The 16080-nt window shown below is 64.6% G+C and carries 13 protein-coding genes; 3 read left to right on the plus strand and 10 right to left on the minus strand.

Annotated elements, in window-relative coordinates; translation table 11 throughout:
* Window positions 1–3 precede the first annotated feature (3 nt).
* A complete protein-coding gene (locus AC19YX_RS29325; protein WP_078471731.1) occupies window positions 4–1443 on the minus strand; it encodes a cytochrome ubiquinol oxidase subunit I in 1440 nt (479 codons plus the stop codon).
* 446 nt (window positions 1444–1889) lie between these two features.
* Here AC19YX_RS29325 and AC19YX_RS29330 point away from each other — a divergent pair, with 446 nt between their 5' ends.
* Window positions 1890–3128, plus strand: coding sequence for an MFS transporter (locus AC19YX_RS29330; RefSeq protein ID WP_078471730.1), 1239 nt, complete (start codon window positions 1890–1892; stop codon window positions 3126–3128).
* Here the strand turns inward: AC19YX_RS29330 and AC19YX_RS29335 are convergent.
* The 5 genes from AC19YX_RS29335 to AC19YX_RS29355 form a co-directional block, all read right to left on the minus strand.
* Entirely contained in the window at window positions 3125–5326 is a 2202-nt protein-coding gene (locus AC19YX_RS29335; RefSeq protein ID WP_500607647.1) for a xanthine dehydrogenase family protein molybdopterin-binding subunit, read from the minus strand. The genes AC19YX_RS29330 and AC19YX_RS29335 overlap by 4 nt on opposite strands.
* Entirely contained in the window at window positions 5323–6312 is a 990-nt protein-coding gene (locus AC19YX_RS29340; RefSeq protein WP_078471728.1) for an FAD binding domain-containing protein, read from the minus strand. The genes AC19YX_RS29335 and AC19YX_RS29340 overlap by 4 nt, the downstream gene beginning before the upstream one ends.
* Complete coding sequence (locus AC19YX_RS29345) at window positions 6309–6833, minus strand: (2Fe-2S)-binding protein (protein WP_078471826.1); 525 nt, start codon at window positions 6831–6833, stop codon at window positions 6309–6311. The genes AC19YX_RS29340 and AC19YX_RS29345 overlap by 4 nt, the downstream gene beginning before the upstream one ends.
* Before the next feature lie 122 nt (window positions 6834–6955).
* Window positions 6956–7507: a DJ-1 family glyoxalase III gene (locus AC19YX_RS29350; protein WP_078471727.1), complete on the minus strand. Its 552-nt coding sequence runs from the start codon at window positions 7505–7507 to the stop codon at window positions 6956–6958.
* Window positions 7508–7555: 48 nt separating this feature from the next.
* Entirely contained in the window at window positions 7556–8005 is a 450-nt protein-coding gene (locus tag AC19YX_RS29355; protein WP_078471726.1) for a DUF4879 domain-containing protein, read from the minus strand.
* Between the two features lie 205 nt (window positions 8006–8210).
* Here AC19YX_RS29355 and AC19YX_RS29360 point away from each other — a divergent pair, with 205 nt between their 5' ends.
* Both AC19YX_RS29360 and trmA read left to right on the plus strand, forming a co-directional pair.
* Entirely contained in the window at window positions 8211–9503 is a 1293-nt protein-coding gene (locus AC19YX_RS29360; RefSeq protein WP_201128096.1) for an NCS2 family permease, read from the plus strand.
* On the plus strand, window positions 9500–10579 hold the full coding sequence (gene trmA / locus AC19YX_RS29365) for a tRNA (uridine(54)-C5)-methyltransferase TrmA (protein ID WP_078471724.1): 1080 nt from the start codon (window positions 9500–9502) through the stop codon (window positions 10577–10579). Before AC19YX_RS29360 ends, trmA begins: the two co-directional genes overlap by 4 nt.
* Before the next feature lie 168 nt (window positions 10580–10747).
* Here trmA and AC19YX_RS29370 read toward each other — a convergent pair whose 3' ends face one another.
* The 4 genes from AC19YX_RS29370 to AC19YX_RS29385 all read right to left on the minus strand — a co-directional run bounded on the left by AC19YX_RS29370 (window position 10748) and on the right by AC19YX_RS29385 (window position 16045).
* Entirely contained in the window at window positions 10748–12091 is a 1344-nt protein-coding gene (locus tag AC19YX_RS29370) for a TolC family outer membrane protein (RefSeq protein ID WP_500607648.1), read from the minus strand.
* On the minus strand, window positions 12088–13437 hold the full coding sequence (locus AC19YX_RS29375; RefSeq protein ID WP_500607649.1) for an HlyD family type I secretion periplasmic adaptor subunit: 1350 nt from the start codon (window positions 13435–13437) through the stop codon (window positions 12088–12090). Before AC19YX_RS29375 ends, AC19YX_RS29370 begins: the two co-directional genes overlap by 4 nt.
* Window positions 13434–15215: a type I secretion system permease/ATPase gene (locus tag AC19YX_RS29380; protein WP_078471721.1), complete on the minus strand. Its 1782-nt coding sequence runs from the start codon at window positions 15213–15215 to the stop codon at window positions 13434–13436. The genes AC19YX_RS29375 and AC19YX_RS29380 overlap by 4 nt, the downstream gene beginning before the upstream one ends.
* Before the next feature lie 218 nt (window positions 15216–15433).
* Window positions 15434–16045 carry a heme acquisition protein HasA gene (locus tag AC19YX_RS29385; protein ID WP_078471720.1) on the minus strand — a complete coding sequence of 204 codons (612 nt, stop codon included), beginning with the start codon at window positions 16043–16045 and terminating at the stop codon, window positions 15434–15436.
* Window positions 16046–16080 lie beyond the last annotated feature (35 nt).

Raw genomic sequence — 16080 nt, forward strand, 5'->3', positions numbered from 1 at the left:
GAGTCAATTCCCCTTGTTCAGGCGGTCGCTGTGGTCAGCTTCGGCGTCATCGTCGGCAGCGGAAAGCGGCCGGGCCGGCGTGCGTTTCTGCCCAGGTCCCCCGTGGCTGACTTCGGCCCCTTCATTGATCACAGGGCCTTTGCGCACCAGGCGCATCATGTAGCCCAGGCCGGCACCGAACAGCGCGAAATAGACCACGACAAACAACACCAAGGTGATGCTCATCTGCATAAAGCTGTGGTTGGACGATGCATCTGCCGTGCGCATCAGCCCGTAGACCACCCACGGCTGACGGCCGATTTCGGTGGTGAACCAGCCGGCGAGAATCGCGATCAGACCCGACGGCCCCATCCACAGCGCCAGGTGCAGGAACAACCGGTTGTGGTAGATCCGCTCGCGGCGACGCAGCCACAGGCTCCACAGGCCGGTGAAGATCATCAGGAAGCCGAGGCCGACCATGACCCGGAACGACCAGAAGACGATGGTCGAATTCGGCCGGTCCTCAGGTGGAAAGTCCTTGAGCGCCGGCACTTGCTTGTCCAGCGAGTGGGTGAGAATCAGGCTGCCCAGGTAAGGGATTTCTACGGCGTACTTGGTTTTTTCAGCCTTCATGTCCGGCCAGCCGAAGAGGATCAGCGGGGTCGGCTCGTTGCCGATGTTTTCCCAGTGGCCTTCGATGGCGGCAATTTTCGCCGGCTGGTGCTTGAGGGTGTTGAGGCCATGGAAGTCACCGATCACCGCCTGTACTGGCGCCACGATCAGGGCCATCCACATCGCCATCGACAGCATGCGCCGGATCGCCGGGTTATCCCGCCCGCGCAGCAGGTGCCAGGCAGCCGAGGAGCCGACGAAGAACGCCGTGGCGACAAACGCGGCCGTGGCCATGTGCGCCAGGCGGTAGGGGAACGAAGGGTTGAAGACCACGGCGAACCAGTCCACCGGAATCACCCGGCCGTCGATGATTTCAAAGCCCTGAGGAGTTTGCATCCAGCTGTTGGACGAGAGGATCCAGAAGGTCGAGATCAGCGTGCCGATGGCCACCATCACCGTGGAGAAGAAGTGCAGGTTGCGCCCGACCTTGTTCCAGCCGAACAGCATGACCCCAAGGAAACCGGCCTCAAGGAAGAACGCCGTGAGTACTTCATAGGTCAGCAACGGGCCGGTGACAGCGCCGGCAAAATCCGAGAAGCGGCTCCAGTTGGTACCGAACTGGTAGGCCATGACCAGGCCGGAGACCACACCCATGCCGAAGTTGACGGCAAAGATCTTGGACCAGAAGTGGTACAGGTCGCGGTAGGTGTCGTCGCGGGTCTTGAGCCACAAGCCTTCGAGTACCGCCAGGTAACTCGCCAGGCCGATGGTGATGGCCGGGAACAGAATGTGGAACGAGATGGTGAACGCGAATTGGATTCGGGCGAGATCAAGTGCCTCCAAACCGAACATAAGCTTTCCTCTGTCAGGTAATACCGGCTGAAGGCTTGCGGCCTGCACCCACTGCCCCCACGGATATGGAGTGTGGCGAATTCGGATTCGTTCTTTTTAAACCATCGCAACGTAGGGATTTCTGGCCATCTGGCCGCCAGATCGACCTTTGGAAAAGGTTTTGATCTGGATCAATCAACGTTGAAAGAGTAGTCCTAAATCCGCCATTGGTTTGTGTGGTCTTTTGTCGCGTGACAGCTTGCCTCACCAGCCTGAGTAGCCACGCGAGGCTGCGCTGGCCCTCCAGAACACCGGGATCAGCCAGGGATATCTTCGGCGCCCATCAGGGACAGCGCAGGCAGCGGCGACGAGATAGATGCGGGGCTAACGATTTTTCGGGTCGCGGCAACTATTGGTTACATGTTGGTGATAACCTCGCCCTACCCCCCGCTCAGATATGCCCTCAGATGCCCAGCCCAGACCCGCTTCTGCTCCGTCATCACCGCCCTTTCATCGCGTTTTGGCTGGCCCGGATCTTCACCGCCAGCGGCTTTCAGATGCTCACCGTGGCCATTGGCTGGAACCTCTACCAACTGACCGGCAACGTGCTGGATCTGGGCCTGGTGGGCCTGGTCGAATTCGCGCCGCGGGTCCTGTTCATGCTGCACACCGGGCATGTGGCCGACCGCTATGACCGACGCCGGGTCGCGGCGATCTGCCAGTCGTTGCAGGCGTTGATCGCCCTGTCGCTGGCCATTGGCAGCGCCACCGACAGCGTCACCCGGGAGATGATCTTTATCCTCGCCTTCCTCCTCGGCGCCGCCCGTTCATTCGAAATGCCGACCACCCAGGCCCTGCTGCCGAGCATCGTCCCCAGCGCGCTGTTCCCCCGCGCCGTGGCTGCCGCACAGTCGGCGCAACAATCGGCAACCATCGTCGCCCCGGCCCTGGGCGGCCTGCTCTATGCGTTTGGCAGCGTCTGGGTGTATGGCCCGACGGTGATCCTGTACGTCATCGCCTGCCTGCTGATGCTCAACCTGCCGGCACGGCAGACCCCGCTCAACAAAGGCAAGGCCACCCTGGATTCGCTGCTGGCCGGGATTCGCTTTATCCGCAGCCGGCCGGACATCCTCGGCGCCATTTCCCTGGACCTGTTCGCCGTACTGCTGGGCGGCGCCACCGCACTGCTGCCGGTGTTCGCCAAAGACATCCTGCTCACCGGCCCCTGGGGCCTGGGCCTGTTGCGCTCGGCACCGGCGGTCGGCGCCCTGGGCATGTCCCTGTGGCTGGCGCGCTTCAGCGTCGACCGCAAGGTCGGTCGGGTGATGTTCACCGCCGTCGGTGTGTTCGGCGTGGCCACCATCGCCTTCGGCCTCTCGACCTCGTTCTGGTTTTCCCTGGCGGTACTGGTGGTGCTGGGCGCGGCGGACATGATCAGCATGGTGATCCGCGCCTCCTTCGTGCAGTTGGAAACCCCGGACGAAATGCGCGGCCGGGTCAGCGCGGTCAATGGCCTGTTTATCGGCGCCTCGAACCAGCTCGGCGAGTTCGAATCCGGGCTCACCGCCCACTGGTTCGGCACCGTGCCGGCGGTGGTCATGGGCGGAGTCGGCACGCTGGTCGTGACCGGGGTCTGGATCAAACTGTTCCCGACCCTGGCCAACCGCGACCGGATGCATGTCCCGGTGGAAGAAGCCAAGGTCTAAAGCAGCTTGTCCAGGGTGATCGGGAAGTCCCGCACCCGCTTGCCGGTGGCGTGATAAATCGCATTGGCCACCGCCGCCGCCACGCCGACGATGCCGATTTCTCCCACACCCTTGGAGCCCAGGGCGTTGACGATCTCGTCGTGTTCCTCGACGAACAGCACATCGATCTGACCGATATCGGCATTCACCGGGATGTGGTACTCGGCCAGGCTGTGGTTCATGTGGCGTCCCAGGTTGTGGTCGGTCTGGGTTTCCTCGTGCAGGGCCATGCCGATGCCCCAGACCACGCCACCCAGAATCTGGCTGCGGGCCATTTTCGGATTGACCACGCGTCCGGCGGCAATCGCACTGACCACCCGGCTGACCTTGACCACCCCCAGGTCCTCGTCCACCCGCACCTCGACAAATACCGCCGAATGGGTGGCCGTGGCGTAGGCATCGCGCTTTTTATCCGGCTCGGCATCCACTTGAACCTCCAGCGCCTGCTCCTCGGTATCGCGCAGCAGCTCGGCCAGGGCCAGGCCGTGTTCGCCGTACCACATCTGCCCATCGGCAAAGCGCACCTGGGCAGGCGTTGCACCCTGGAAGGCCGGCGCTTGAGCGGCGGCGCGCTCCAGCAGTTTTTCGCGCAGGGCCGAGCAGGCCTGCTGCACCGCCGTACCCACTGAAGACACGGTGAACGAACCACCCTGCAAGGGCGCAGCGGGCAAGGAGGAATCCCCCAGTACAAAAACCACATCCTCAAGGGCCACACCGCAGGCTTGGGCGGCGATCTGCGTCATTACGGTGTAGGTGCCGGTGCCGATATCGGTGGTGGCGCTACTGACGGTCAGGCGCCCCTCGTGGTCAAGACGGGCCTTGGCGCTGGCCTTCTGCTGCAAGGCTTCCCAGACCCCACCGGCCATGCCCCAGCCAATCAGTTCACGGCCTTCGCGCATGCTGCGGGGCTCGGGGTTGCGTCGCGCCCAGCCAAAGCGCTCGGCGCCCTGGGCATAACAGGCACGCAGTTCCTTGCTCGAATAGGCCTTGTCCTGGTTCTGGTTGCGCTCGGAATAATTGATCAGCCGCAACTGCACCGGATCGATGGCCAGGGCGCAGGCCAATTCGTCCATGGCGCACTCCAGCCCGATCAGGCCCAGGGCGGCACCGGGAGCGCGCATGTCCAGGGGCGTGAACACATCCAGCGGCACCAACTGGTAGTCCAGTTGCACGTTGTCACAGTGATAAAGCATGCCGCTCCACTCCACCACGTGCTCGGTGAAGTCTTCGAAACGCGAAGTCTGGCCGATCGCCGCGTGCCCCAGCGCCAGCAGCCGGCCATTGGCCGCGGCGCCCAGTTGCAGGCGCTGCAAGGTCCGAGGCCGATAACCAAAGGTGAACATCTGCTGGCGGGTCAGGCTGATCCGCACCGAGCGTTTGAGGGCCAGCGCCGCCATCACCGCCAGCGGCAGCTGATATTGCGGACGCAGGCCGGAACCGAACGCACCACCGACATAGCCGGCGAAGATCCGCACCTGCTCGCGCCCCAAGCCGAAAACCTTCTGCACATACCGCTGGCAGTTTTGCGGCCCCTGGGTCTTGTCGTGAATGTGCAGGCTGCCGTCGGCCTGATACAGCACCGTGCTGGCGTGGGGCTCCATCGGGTTGTGGTGCTCGATCGGGGTGCTGTAGTGCAGGTCCAGTTGCAAGGCCGCGCCCGCCAGCTCCGCCTGGAAATTGCCACGGGGCCCGGGCACCTCGGCGGGCGCCGGATGGCCCTCGAATTGCGCGCTCAGCAGGTCAGTGGCGTGGGGCTCGGCCTGATACTCGATCACCAGCAATGAACCGGCATGGCGCGCCAGCTCCAGGCTTTCGGCGACCACCAGGGCCACCGGCTGCCCGCTGTAGAGAATCCGCTCGTTATACAACGGACGAAAAGGCGACCCTTTGGCCGCGTCATCGTCCGCGTAGCTTTCGTCGTAACTGGCCAGGCGCGGGCGATTCAAGTGCTCAAGCACCATCACCACCCCAGGCAGGCTGAGGGCCGCCGAAGCGTCGATGCTGACAATCCGGCCACGGGCAATGCTGCTGGACACCACGCTGCCGTGAAGCAAGCCCGCCTCGGGAAACTCGCCGGCATAGCGCGCCTGGCCAGTGACCTTGAGCATGCCGTCGACCCGGTCCACCGGTTGCCCCATGGGTTTGGCAAAGGAATTCATCGGGCAGCCCCCTCCAGTGCGGCATCGCCCAGGGCACGAATCATCGCGCGGCGTGCCAGCTTGAGTTTGAAAGCGTTGTGCGCCAACGGTTCGGCGTCTTCGAGCAGCGTGTCGGCGGCCAGTGCAAACAGCTCGCGGCTCACCGGCTTGCCCACCAGCAGCCGCTCCACTGCCTTGTCGCGCCAGGGTTTGTGGGCCACACCGCCCAGCGCCAGGCGCGCCTCGCGGATCACCGGCCCGACCATTTCCAGCCCCACCGCCACCGAGACCAGGGCAAAGGCATAGGACGCGCGGTCACGGATCTTGAGGTAGTGGCTGTGCCGGGCAAAACCCGCCGCCGGCAGCTCAATGGCGGTGATCAGTTCGTCATCGGCCAGCAGGTTGTCCCGCTCCGGATGTTCGCCCGGCAAGCGATGAAAGTCGGCGAACTCGATAAGGCGCTTGCCGCCACCGCCCTGCACATGGACCACCGCCTCCAGGGCCGCCAGGGCCACGCACATGTCGGAGGGGTGCGTGGCCACGCACTCTTGACTGGCACCGAGGATCGCGTGGATCCGGTTCAAGCCTTCGCGGGCCGGGCAACCGCTGCCTGGCTGGCGTTTGTTGCAGGGCACGCTGGCGTCGTAGAAGTAATAACAACGGGTTCGTTGCAGCAGGTTGCCTCCGGTACTGGCCATGTTGCGCAACTGTGGCGAGGCACCGGCCAGGATCGCCTGGGACAGCAACGGGTAGCGCGCTTCCACCAGGGGGTGCCAGGCCAGGTCGGCATTGCTGACCAGGGCGCCGATCATCAGGCCGCCAGCGGCGGTTTCCCGAACGTCCCGCAGGGGCAAGCCGGTGATATCGATCAAGCGTTCGGGGCGAGTGATGTTCTCTTTCATCAAGTCCAGCAGGTTGGTGCCGCCGGCGATGAAGCGCGTGTTCGGCCCCGCGAGGTGCACGGCCTCCTGCACATCGAGCGGCTTGCTGTAATGGAACGGGTTCATGGGTTTTCCCCCTGCCGGCGGCAGGCGGGCAACGCCTCTTCGATGGCATCGCGGATATTGCTGTAGGCACCGCAGCGGCACAGATTGCCGCTCATCAGTTCCTGGATCTGCTCGCGGGTCTGGGCCCGTCCCTCGTTGACCAGGCCCTGGGCCGAGCAGATCTGCCCCGGCGTGCAGTAGCCGCATTGAAAGGCGTCGTGCTTGATAAAGGCCTGCTGCAGAGGATGCAATTGATCGCCACTGGCCAACCCTTCAATGGTGGTCAGCTCGGCGCCGTCGCACATTACCGCCAGGGTCAGGCAGGCGTTCACCCGCTTGCCATTGAGCAACACCGTGCAGGCACCGCACTGGCCGTGGTCGCAGCCTTTTTTACTGCCGGTCAGGTCCAGTTGCTCGCGCAGCAGGTCCAGCAGGGTGGTCCAGGGCAGCACGTCGAGTTGCCGAGGTTGCTGGTTCAAGGTCAGGCGTATCGGGTGGCGGGCAAAGGTCTGCGCCGCAGCGCCGGTAGTGGTCGCGCTCATAAACACCTCACGGTTGTCGTGCATGCGCGGCGTTTTGATAAACCGCCGTCTTAGGGGTACGACTTCGCTGCGGGATGAGCGTTCAGGGCAATTGATGGGCGTACCGGGGCCGTTGATCGGCTTTAAACCAGCAACTGCGCCGCCACCGCAGCCCGCCGCGCCTTGCCGCACATTTGCTCCACCAGGGTCAGTGCAAACAGCAGGGCCGCGCCCGAGCCCTGGGCAGTGATGCAGTTGCCGTCGACCACCACCGGCTGGTCGATAAAGTTACACCCCGAGAGTTGCTGGCTGACGCTGGGCAGGCAGGTCATGCGCCGCTGGCGCAGCACGCCAAAGGCTTGCAGGGCCAGGGCCGGAGCCTCGGCGATAGCGGCAAACAGGCGCCCGGCGGCCGCCTGGTCCTTGACCCGTTGCAGCAACGGTTGATGGGCGCCGAGGTGTTGCGCGCCGACCGCGCCCCCCGGCAGGACGATAAGGTCGAAGTCTTGTGCCAGCACATCCACCAGCATGCCGTCGGCAGTCAGGCGGGTGCCGCGGGCGCAGGTCAGCATGCGCCGCGACTCGATGCTGGCCACCAGCACTTCGACCTCGGCGCGGCGCAGGACATCGATCAGGGTCACGCTTTGCAGGTCGTCGATGCCTTCAGCGACGGTGATCAGGGCTCTAAAGGTCATGGCGCACGTCCACAGATGGGTCTTTAGAGCGTAGTCGGCCTTGATCGCCTACTTGATGTAGATCTGCGTACTCATGGTGTTGCCGGGCGCATTGAGCGAGGAATTGCTGAAACTGAAGGTGCCTTCCTGCTTGCCGGCCAGGTCGAAGATGTAGATATAGCCGACGGTGATCCCGGAATTGCCGCAGGGCACCAGGCTCGAGCCGTTTTCGCAGACCGCCGAGCGGGTGCCGTTCACTTCAAAGCCGTCGAGGGTCACATGGGGTTGGCGGCCGTAGCCGATTTCCAGGACATAGACCTTGATGTTGGGGCCACTGTGATCACAACGGGTCTGGCTGCGACCATCGGACACATCCTCGAAACCACAGGCCGGCGACTCGACCTTGAGGATCTCCAACTGGCTCAACGGCGGCGCGGAACGGGCCATGGCCGCTGTGGCCCCCAGACCAAAGGCCGCTGCCACCAGGCCCAGGGCCATCGCTTTTATCGTGCTGTGCATAAATCCCCCCCGAAACGTCGGCGCAGTATGCCCCACTCGCCCGGCAGGCAAAACATCGCCGACGATCGCAGCCATTAGCCCACGCTGCTGGTATGATGCGCGGCTTTTTCCGACCCACTGAAATTCCTCAGGCGCCTCCGGCGGTCTGTGCTTTGCTGTTTAGGTCGATACATTCACGGCGCCCGGCGCGCCACGGGGAGCAGACATGCTGGAAAGGCTGTTTCAACTCAAGGCACACAACACCAACGTACGCACCGAGATCCTGGCGGGCATCACCACCTTCCTGGCCATGGCCTACATCCTGTTCGTCAACCCGAGCATTCTCGGCGAGACCGGCATGGACAAGGGTGCGATCTTCGTTGCCACCTGCCTGGCGGCGGCCATCGGCTCCACCATCATGGGCCTGATCGCCAACTACCCGATCGCCCTGGCACCGGGCATGGGCCTGAACGCCTTCTTTACCTACACCGTGGTCCTGCACATGGGCCACACCTGGCAAGTGGCGCTGGGGGCGGTGTTCATCTCGGCGGTGCTGTTCTTCATCCTGTCGATCTTTCGTATCCGCGAATGGATCATCAACAGCATCCCGCTGCCGCTGCGTTCGGCAATTGCGGCCGGTATCGGCCTGTTCCTGGCGTTGATCGCCCTGCATAACGCCGAGATCGTGGTCGGCAACTCGTCGACCCTGGTGGGCCTGGGCGACCTGACAAAACCGGCGCCGATCCTCGCGTCCCTGGGCTTCGCCCTGATCGTGGCCCTGGAGGCCCTGAAAGTGCGCGGTGCGGTGCTGATCGGCATTTTGGTGGTGACCATCGTTTCGATTCTGCTGGGCGTCACCGCGTTCGGTGGCGTGACGTCCATGCCGCCATCCCTGGCCCCGACCTTCCTGCAGCTGGACATCAAGGGCGCGCTGGACATCGGCCTGATCAGCGTGATTTTCGCCTTCCTGTTCGTCGACCTGTTCGACAACTCCGGGACCCTGATCGGCGTCGCCAAGCGCGCCGGGCTGATGGGCAAGGACGGCCACATGCCGAAAATGGGCCGTGCGCTGATTGCCGACAGCACAGCGGCCATGGCCGGCTCGCTGCTGGGCACCTCGACCACCACCAGCTACATCGAGTCCGCTGCCGGCGTCAGTGCCGGCGGCCGCACCGGCTTGACCGCCATCGTGGTGGCGATCCTGTTCCTGCTGGCGCTGTTTTTCTCGCCACTGGCCGCCAGCGTGCCGCCTTTCGCCACCGCTCCGGCGCTGCTGTTCGTGGCGGTGCTGATGACGTCGGGCCTGGCCGAAATCGACTGGGACGACATCACCGTCGCCGCGCCAGTGGTGGTCACCGCCCTGGCGATGCCGTTCACCTACTCCATCGCCAACGGCATCGCCTTCGGCTTTATTTCCTGGACCGTGATCAAGCTGCTGTCGGGCCGCGCCCGTGAGCTGAACCCGGCCCTGGTGATCCTGTCGATTCTGTTTGTGATCAAGCTGGGCTACCCCGCATGACTTTTGACGCCGCCTCTTACGCCGTACAACTGCAAGACAAGGTCACGCGCCTGCGTGACCTGCTGGCCCCCTTCGATGCGCCCGAGCCGCAGGTTTTCGACTCGCCGCTGCAGAACTTCCGCCTGCGCGCCGAGTTCCGCCTGTGGCGCGAAGCCGGTGAGCGGCACTACGCGATGTTTTCCCAGGAAGACAAACGCACGCCGATCCTGATCGAAGAGTTCCCCATCGCCAGCCTGCGCATCAATCAGTTGATGCCGCAGCTCAAGGCGGCCTGGAAGGCCAGCGCCGCCCTGAGCCACAAGCTGTTCCAGGTGGAGTTCCTCACTACCCTGGCCGGCGACGCGATGATTACCCTGTGCTATCACCGTCCGCTGGACGAGCACTGGCACGCGGCGGCGAGCAGGCTCGCGGCCGAGTTGCAGGTCAGCGTGATCGGCCGCTCCAAGGGCAAGCGTGAAGTGATCGGCCGCGATTACGTGGTGGAGCAGCTCGACGTCGGCGGCCGCACCTTCAGCTACCGCCAACCCGAAGGCGCCTTCACCCAGCCCAACGGCACCGTGAACCAGAAGATGCTCAACTGGGCCTACGACGCCCTGGGCGAGCGCCCGGACGACCTGTTGGAACTGTACTGCGGCAACGGCAACTTCACCCTGCCCCTGGCCACCCGGGTACGCAAAGTGCTGGCCACGGAAATCAGCAAGACCTCGGTGAATGCGGCATTGAGCAACCTCAGCGAAAACGCGGTGGATAACGTCACCCTGGTGCGTCTGTCTGCCGAAGAGTTGACCGAAGCCCTGAACGAAGTGCGCCCGTTCCGCCGCTTGCAGGGCGTGGACCTGAAAAGCTACGAATTCGGCAGCGTGTTCGTCGACCCGCCGCGTGCGGGCATGGACCCGGACACCTGCGAACTGACCCGACGCTTCGACAACATCCTGTACATCTCGTGCAACCCGCAAACCCTGGCGGACAACATCGCCCAGTTGCACGACACCCACCGCATCACCCGCTGCGCCCTGTTCGACCAATTCCCGTGGACCCACCATATGGAATCCGGGGTGTTGCTGACCCGGCGCTGATCCGCCCCGCTCGCGCCAACGGCCGTCCTCGAGACGGCCGTTTTCATTCTGCATCCCCTGTAAGAGCCGGCTTGCCGGCGAGGCGGTCTTGGATCTTTCGCTGGGTTCGAAATCGCCATCGCTGGCAAGCCAGCGCCTACAGGGGTGGGTTGGTGCGGGGGGGCGGTGTCAGCCCAGGGGGTGGAAGTAGCCGGCCAACTGCTGCAAATCCTGTTCGTTGAGCAGCCCGGCGTAGTACTTGAGCTGGATCCGCGCCAGCAGGTAGGCGTGGCGGGCATCGGCCAGGTCGCGGCGGGCGCTGAACAGTTGTTGTTCGGCGTCCAGCACATCGAGGTTGACCCGTTCCCCGCCATGCACGCTTTTCTGCGTGGCCAGCACCAGGGCTTCGGCCGAGCTGACGGCCATTTCATAGGCCCGGACCTTGGCCGCGCCACTGCTGTTGAGGTTGAACTGCTTGCGCAGCTCGATCAGGGTGCTGGCAGTTTGCGCGTCCAGCTCGTACTGGGCCTGGGACAGCTGGCTGGCAGCCTGACGGGTCGACGCCGAGACCGAGCCACCGGCAAACAACGGCACGCTGACCTGGATACCAACGGTGTTGGTGTCGTACTTCTGGTTGTAACTGCTTTCCGAATCGGAGCTGGTCTGGCGGCTGCTGGCGTACAGGCTGACCTTGGGCAAGTGCCCCGCGCGCTTGCGCTCCACCTCATATTCCGCGGCACGCAGGGCGTGATGCTGGGAGGCCAGTTCCGGGTTATTGGCCAGGGCCAGGTCGCGCCAGGTGTCGAAGCGGTTGGGTTGCAGCGGCTGGATTTCAAAGCGCCGGACCAGGGGGTCCAGCTCATCGATCTGCAACGGCTGGCCGACGATCGCCTCCAATTCCCGCAGGGCGGTGTCCTGCAGGTCCCGGGATTCGATCTCGTCGGCCAGGGCCAGGGAGAGCCGGGCCTGGGTTTCCAGGACATCGGTGCGGGTGCCCTCGCCGCCTTGCAGCAGGCGCTGGTTGAGTTGCAAGCGCTCGGCGTAGGTGCGCCGTTGCGCCTGACTCAACTCAATGCGCTCCTGGGCCAGCAAGGCCTGGCTGTAGGCCCCCAGCAAGCGCACCGCCAATTCCTGGCTCTTGCTGCGAAAGCGCTCATCGGCAAACAGCGCCTGGGCTGCCCCCTGGCGATAACGCGCATAGGCTTCGTAATCGAGCAGGGGTTGTTGCAGGGTCAGGGTCGCGGCGTAGCTGCGGTAATCGCGGTCGGTGGTGACATCACCCTGGGGCAGGGTCTGGGTCACCTCGGATTCATTGCGCGAGTTGTTGTAGCTCCAGGACAGATTGGGCAGCAGCGCGGAGCGGCCGATGACGCGGTTTTCTTCACCGGCGTCGCGTTCCTTGAGTGCCGCATGGAAGGTCGGGTCGTTGAGCACCGCCAGGTCGTAGGCCTGGAGCAAACCCAGGGCCTGGGCCGCCGGAGCACACAAAAACGCCAGCCCTAGCAGGGCCAGTTGCAGGGGACGCGGCTTCATTCTTCCACCAAGGCCATGTGGGTGCGGTCCAGCAGGGGCTTGAACAGGTAATTGAGCATCGAACGCTCACCGGTACGGACAAACGCCTCCACCGGCATTCCCGGACGGATCTGCAAACCTTGCAGTTGCTGCATGCCCTCGGCGCTGACCTGGGCACGCAAGGTGTAATAAGGCTCGTCGGTGCGCTCGTCGACCTGGCGATCGGCAGACACCAGGGTCACCTCCCCCGCCACCCGGGGCGTGGTGCTCTGGCTGAAGGCCGAGAACATCAGTTCCACCGTCAGCCCGGGGTGCACCTTGTCGACCATCTGCACCGGCACCCGGGCCTCCACCAGCAAAGGCTCGCCCTGGGGCACGATTTCCATCAGCGCTTCGCCGGGCTTGATCACCCCACCCTCGGTAAACACCTGCAGCCCCACGACCACCCCGGCGGCCGGTGCCCGGACCTGACTGTTGGCCAGTTCGAACTCGGCCGAAGCCAGGCGGTTGCGCAGGTCTTCGCTGCGCGGGCGGGTGTCGGCCAGTTGGCTGCGCACTTCCTTCTGGAACTCTTCGGACAGTTGCCGAATACGCAGGCGCAATTCGAGGATCTGGCGTTGCAACTGGCCAATGCGCCCGAAGTCTTCGGCGATCGAACCGTCGATCTGCGCGTACAGCCGCTCACTGTCGAGCAACCGGTTACGCGGGATGTAGCCGTCCCGCGCCAGCTCGCGCAGGCCCTGCAATTGCTCGCTCAAGGCCTTGCGCTGCTGCTGTTTGCTGGCCTGGGAGTCACGGGTGCCCGAGAGTTGCGCCTGGGTGCCGGCGATGGTTTCGCCAATGCCCTGCTGCTCCATGGCCAGGGCCTCGCGCCGGCTGCTGAACAGCTGGCGTTGCAGGGCCATGGTCGCGGCCACCTCGGGCTCGGCGGCCAGGGCCAGCAGTTCGGGGCTGAATTCAATGCGGGTGGCGCCTTCACGCTCGGCATTCAGCCGCGCCTCGCTGGCCAGGGAACCGAGATACTGCGCACGCAAGGACTGCATCTGGGTGCGCAACGGGGTTTCCTTGAGGCGCAGCAGCACCTGCCCGGCACTCACCAACTGGCCGTCGCGCACCTCGATATGCTCGACAATCCCGCCACTGGGGTGCTGCACCGCCTTGCGGTGGCCCGAAACCATGACCTTGCCGGACACCGCCACGCCCTTGTCCAGGGGCGCCCACGCCGCCCAGCCCAGAAAGGCGGCAAAGCCGCCGAGCACCAGCAGCCAACCCAGGCGTGAATGGTGTTTGTGGTCCAGGGGCAGCACATTGCTCGGGGCCTCGGCGGTAGGCAGCGGCGGCGCCGCGCTGGCGTGGGACTGGCTCATGCTTTTTTCCCTTCAGGACTGGTCGCTACGCCCAGCCGGTAATTCATGTTCAACGCGGTCACCGGGTTGCTCACCGGGGGCGCTGGCGGGGCCTTGGCTTTCTGGCTCGCCTCCAGCACCCGCGCCGTCGGGCCGAAGGCCTGCAGCTGACCGTCGCGCAGGATCATCAACTGGTCGGTGAGGGTCAGGACGTTGGGCTTGTGGGTAATCAGGACCAGCGTGCGCTGCTGTTGCTTGAGCTGGGTGATGGCCTGGAGCAGGGCCTGCTCGCCGGCTTCATCGAGGTTGGAGTTGGGCTCATCGAGCACGATCAGCGCCGGCAGGTCATACAGGGCACGGGCCAGGCCGATGCGCTGCTTCTGCCCGCCGGACAACCCGGCGCCACCCTCCCCCAACTGCGTGTCATAGCCTTGGGGCAATTGCAGGATCAACGAGTGCACCCCGGCCATCTGCGCCGCCGCCAGCACCTTGGCCGAGTCCACCGGCCCCAGGCGGGCAATGTTCTCGGCAATGCTGCCGGCAAACAGTTGCACGTCCTGGGGCAGGTAGCCGATATGCGGGCCCAGTTGCTGGCGATCCCATTGCCCAAGGTCGGCGCCGTCGAGGCGCACCTTGCCGGTCAGCGGCGTCCAGGCCCCGACCAGCAGCCGAGCCAGGGTCGACTTGCCGCAACCGGACGGGCCGATCACCCCCAACACGTTGCCCGCCGGCAGGCTGAACCCGAGGTTGCTCAAGGCCGGCCGCCGGCTGCCCGGGGCGCAGGCACTCAGGGCTTGTACCTGCAACTCGCCACGCGGCGCAGGCAGGCTCATGCGTTGCGGGCGCGCCGGGTGGGCCTGGAGCAAAGCCGACAGGCGCTCATAGGCCAGGCGCGCCGAACTCCATTGTTTCCACACCGCAATCAGTTGGTCGATCGGGCTCAGCACCCGGCCCATGAGGATCGAACCGGCAATCATCATCCCCGGGGTGATTTCACCCTGCACCGCCAGCAAGGCGCCGAGGCCCAGCACCAACGATTGCAGGGCCAGACGCACGCCCTTGGACCAGGCGCTGACGGTGGCAGTCTTTTCGCTGGCCAGGTTCTGCTGGGCCAGAAACGCCTGATGCCCGGCAAACCAGCGCCCGCGCAGGGCACCCAGCATGCCCATGGCTTCGATCACATCGGCATTGCGCAAGTTGGCCGTGGCCTGCTGGCTGGTGCTGATGGACAGTTGGCTGGCCGCGCTCAACGGCGCCTGGCAGATGTGCTGGTTGACCCAGGCCAGCACCACCAGCAATACCGCGCCGCCCAGGGCCAGCAGGCCGAGCCAGGGGTGAAACAGAAAGATCACCAGCAGGTACACCGGGAACCACGGCGCATCAAAAAACGCGAACAGCGCATTGCCGGTGGCGAACTGGCGCAGCGCGGTCAGGTCGTTCAGGGCCTGGCCGGCGGCCTGGGGGCTGCCCTTGAGCTGGGCTTCGAACGCGGCGTCGTACACCCGCTGGTTCAACCGCATGTCCATCTGCGTGCCGAGGCGGATCACCACCTGGCTGCGCACCCACTCCAACGCGCCCATCAGGCCGAACAGGCCGAGGATCATCAGCGTCAGCATCAACAGGGTCATCTGATTGCCCGAGGCCAGCACCCGGTCATACACCTGCAACATGTACAGGGCCGGAGCCAGCATCAGCAGGTTGATCACCGCCGAAAACAGGCCGATGTTGAAGAAGCCGCTTTTATAGGCCGCCAGGGCCGCCAGCGTCTCGGAACCGGCAAGTGAATTCGGCCTGCTCATCAAGGTGTCCTGTTGGATGTCGAGGGATAGAGCGCCATCCGTTCTTGCAGAACGGATCGGCAAGAGGCGCGCCACGTGCATTGACAGGCACCACGGCGCTCCCCAGAATTTGCCACCACCGCCGCCCTGGCCTTCGAAAACTCGGGCGACGGAGGTGATTCAAGCGAGCGAATGCGGGAGCGATCCGGCATTCGCTTTTTTATGCCTCAAACCGGCACTCAGGCCGCCAGGGCCCAGTCCTGAGGCACGTCCTGCACACCCACCAGGCCGACGTCGGCAGCAGCCGGGTTGGCGTGGGCGATACCGGCAGCCGCCAGGTCGTCGAACGTCGAGTTCACCGACAGGCTTGGGTCGATGGCTTTGAGCAGGGCGTCGATTTCTCCAGCCAGGGCCGAGCTGTCGCCGCTCATCAGGCCGTAGATGACTTTGTGCACGTCGCCTTCACGGCCTTCGGTTTTCAGGCTCTCGAGGCCCAGGTTGGTGAAGCTGACTTCCTGGCTGACCAGGTTGTACGGGTTGGCGGTGGTGCCGCCGGCCAGGGTGTCACCCAGGGAGATGGTGTCCAGCGAACCCCAGACGGTGTGGCTCGGCGCGCTGAACAGGGTGTAGTGCAATTCACCATCGGCCACGAACGCGGCGTCGCTGTTGGTGCTCTTCAGCGCGTATTGGGTGCCGTCGAACGGGCCCGGGTTGAAGCCGCCGGTGTTGGTGCCGTCGACCACCTGCCCCGGACGATGGTTGACGTCGCCAAAGTAGGCCGACCAGTCAGTCAGGTAGTTCGCAACGCTGACGCCGCCGTAGGTAGCGCTGTAAGAAATTGAAATGCTCATGCAAAACTCCAATACATAGGTTGGTCACTCCGAAG

Source organism: Pseudomonas sp. MF09150, assembly GCF_059862355.1.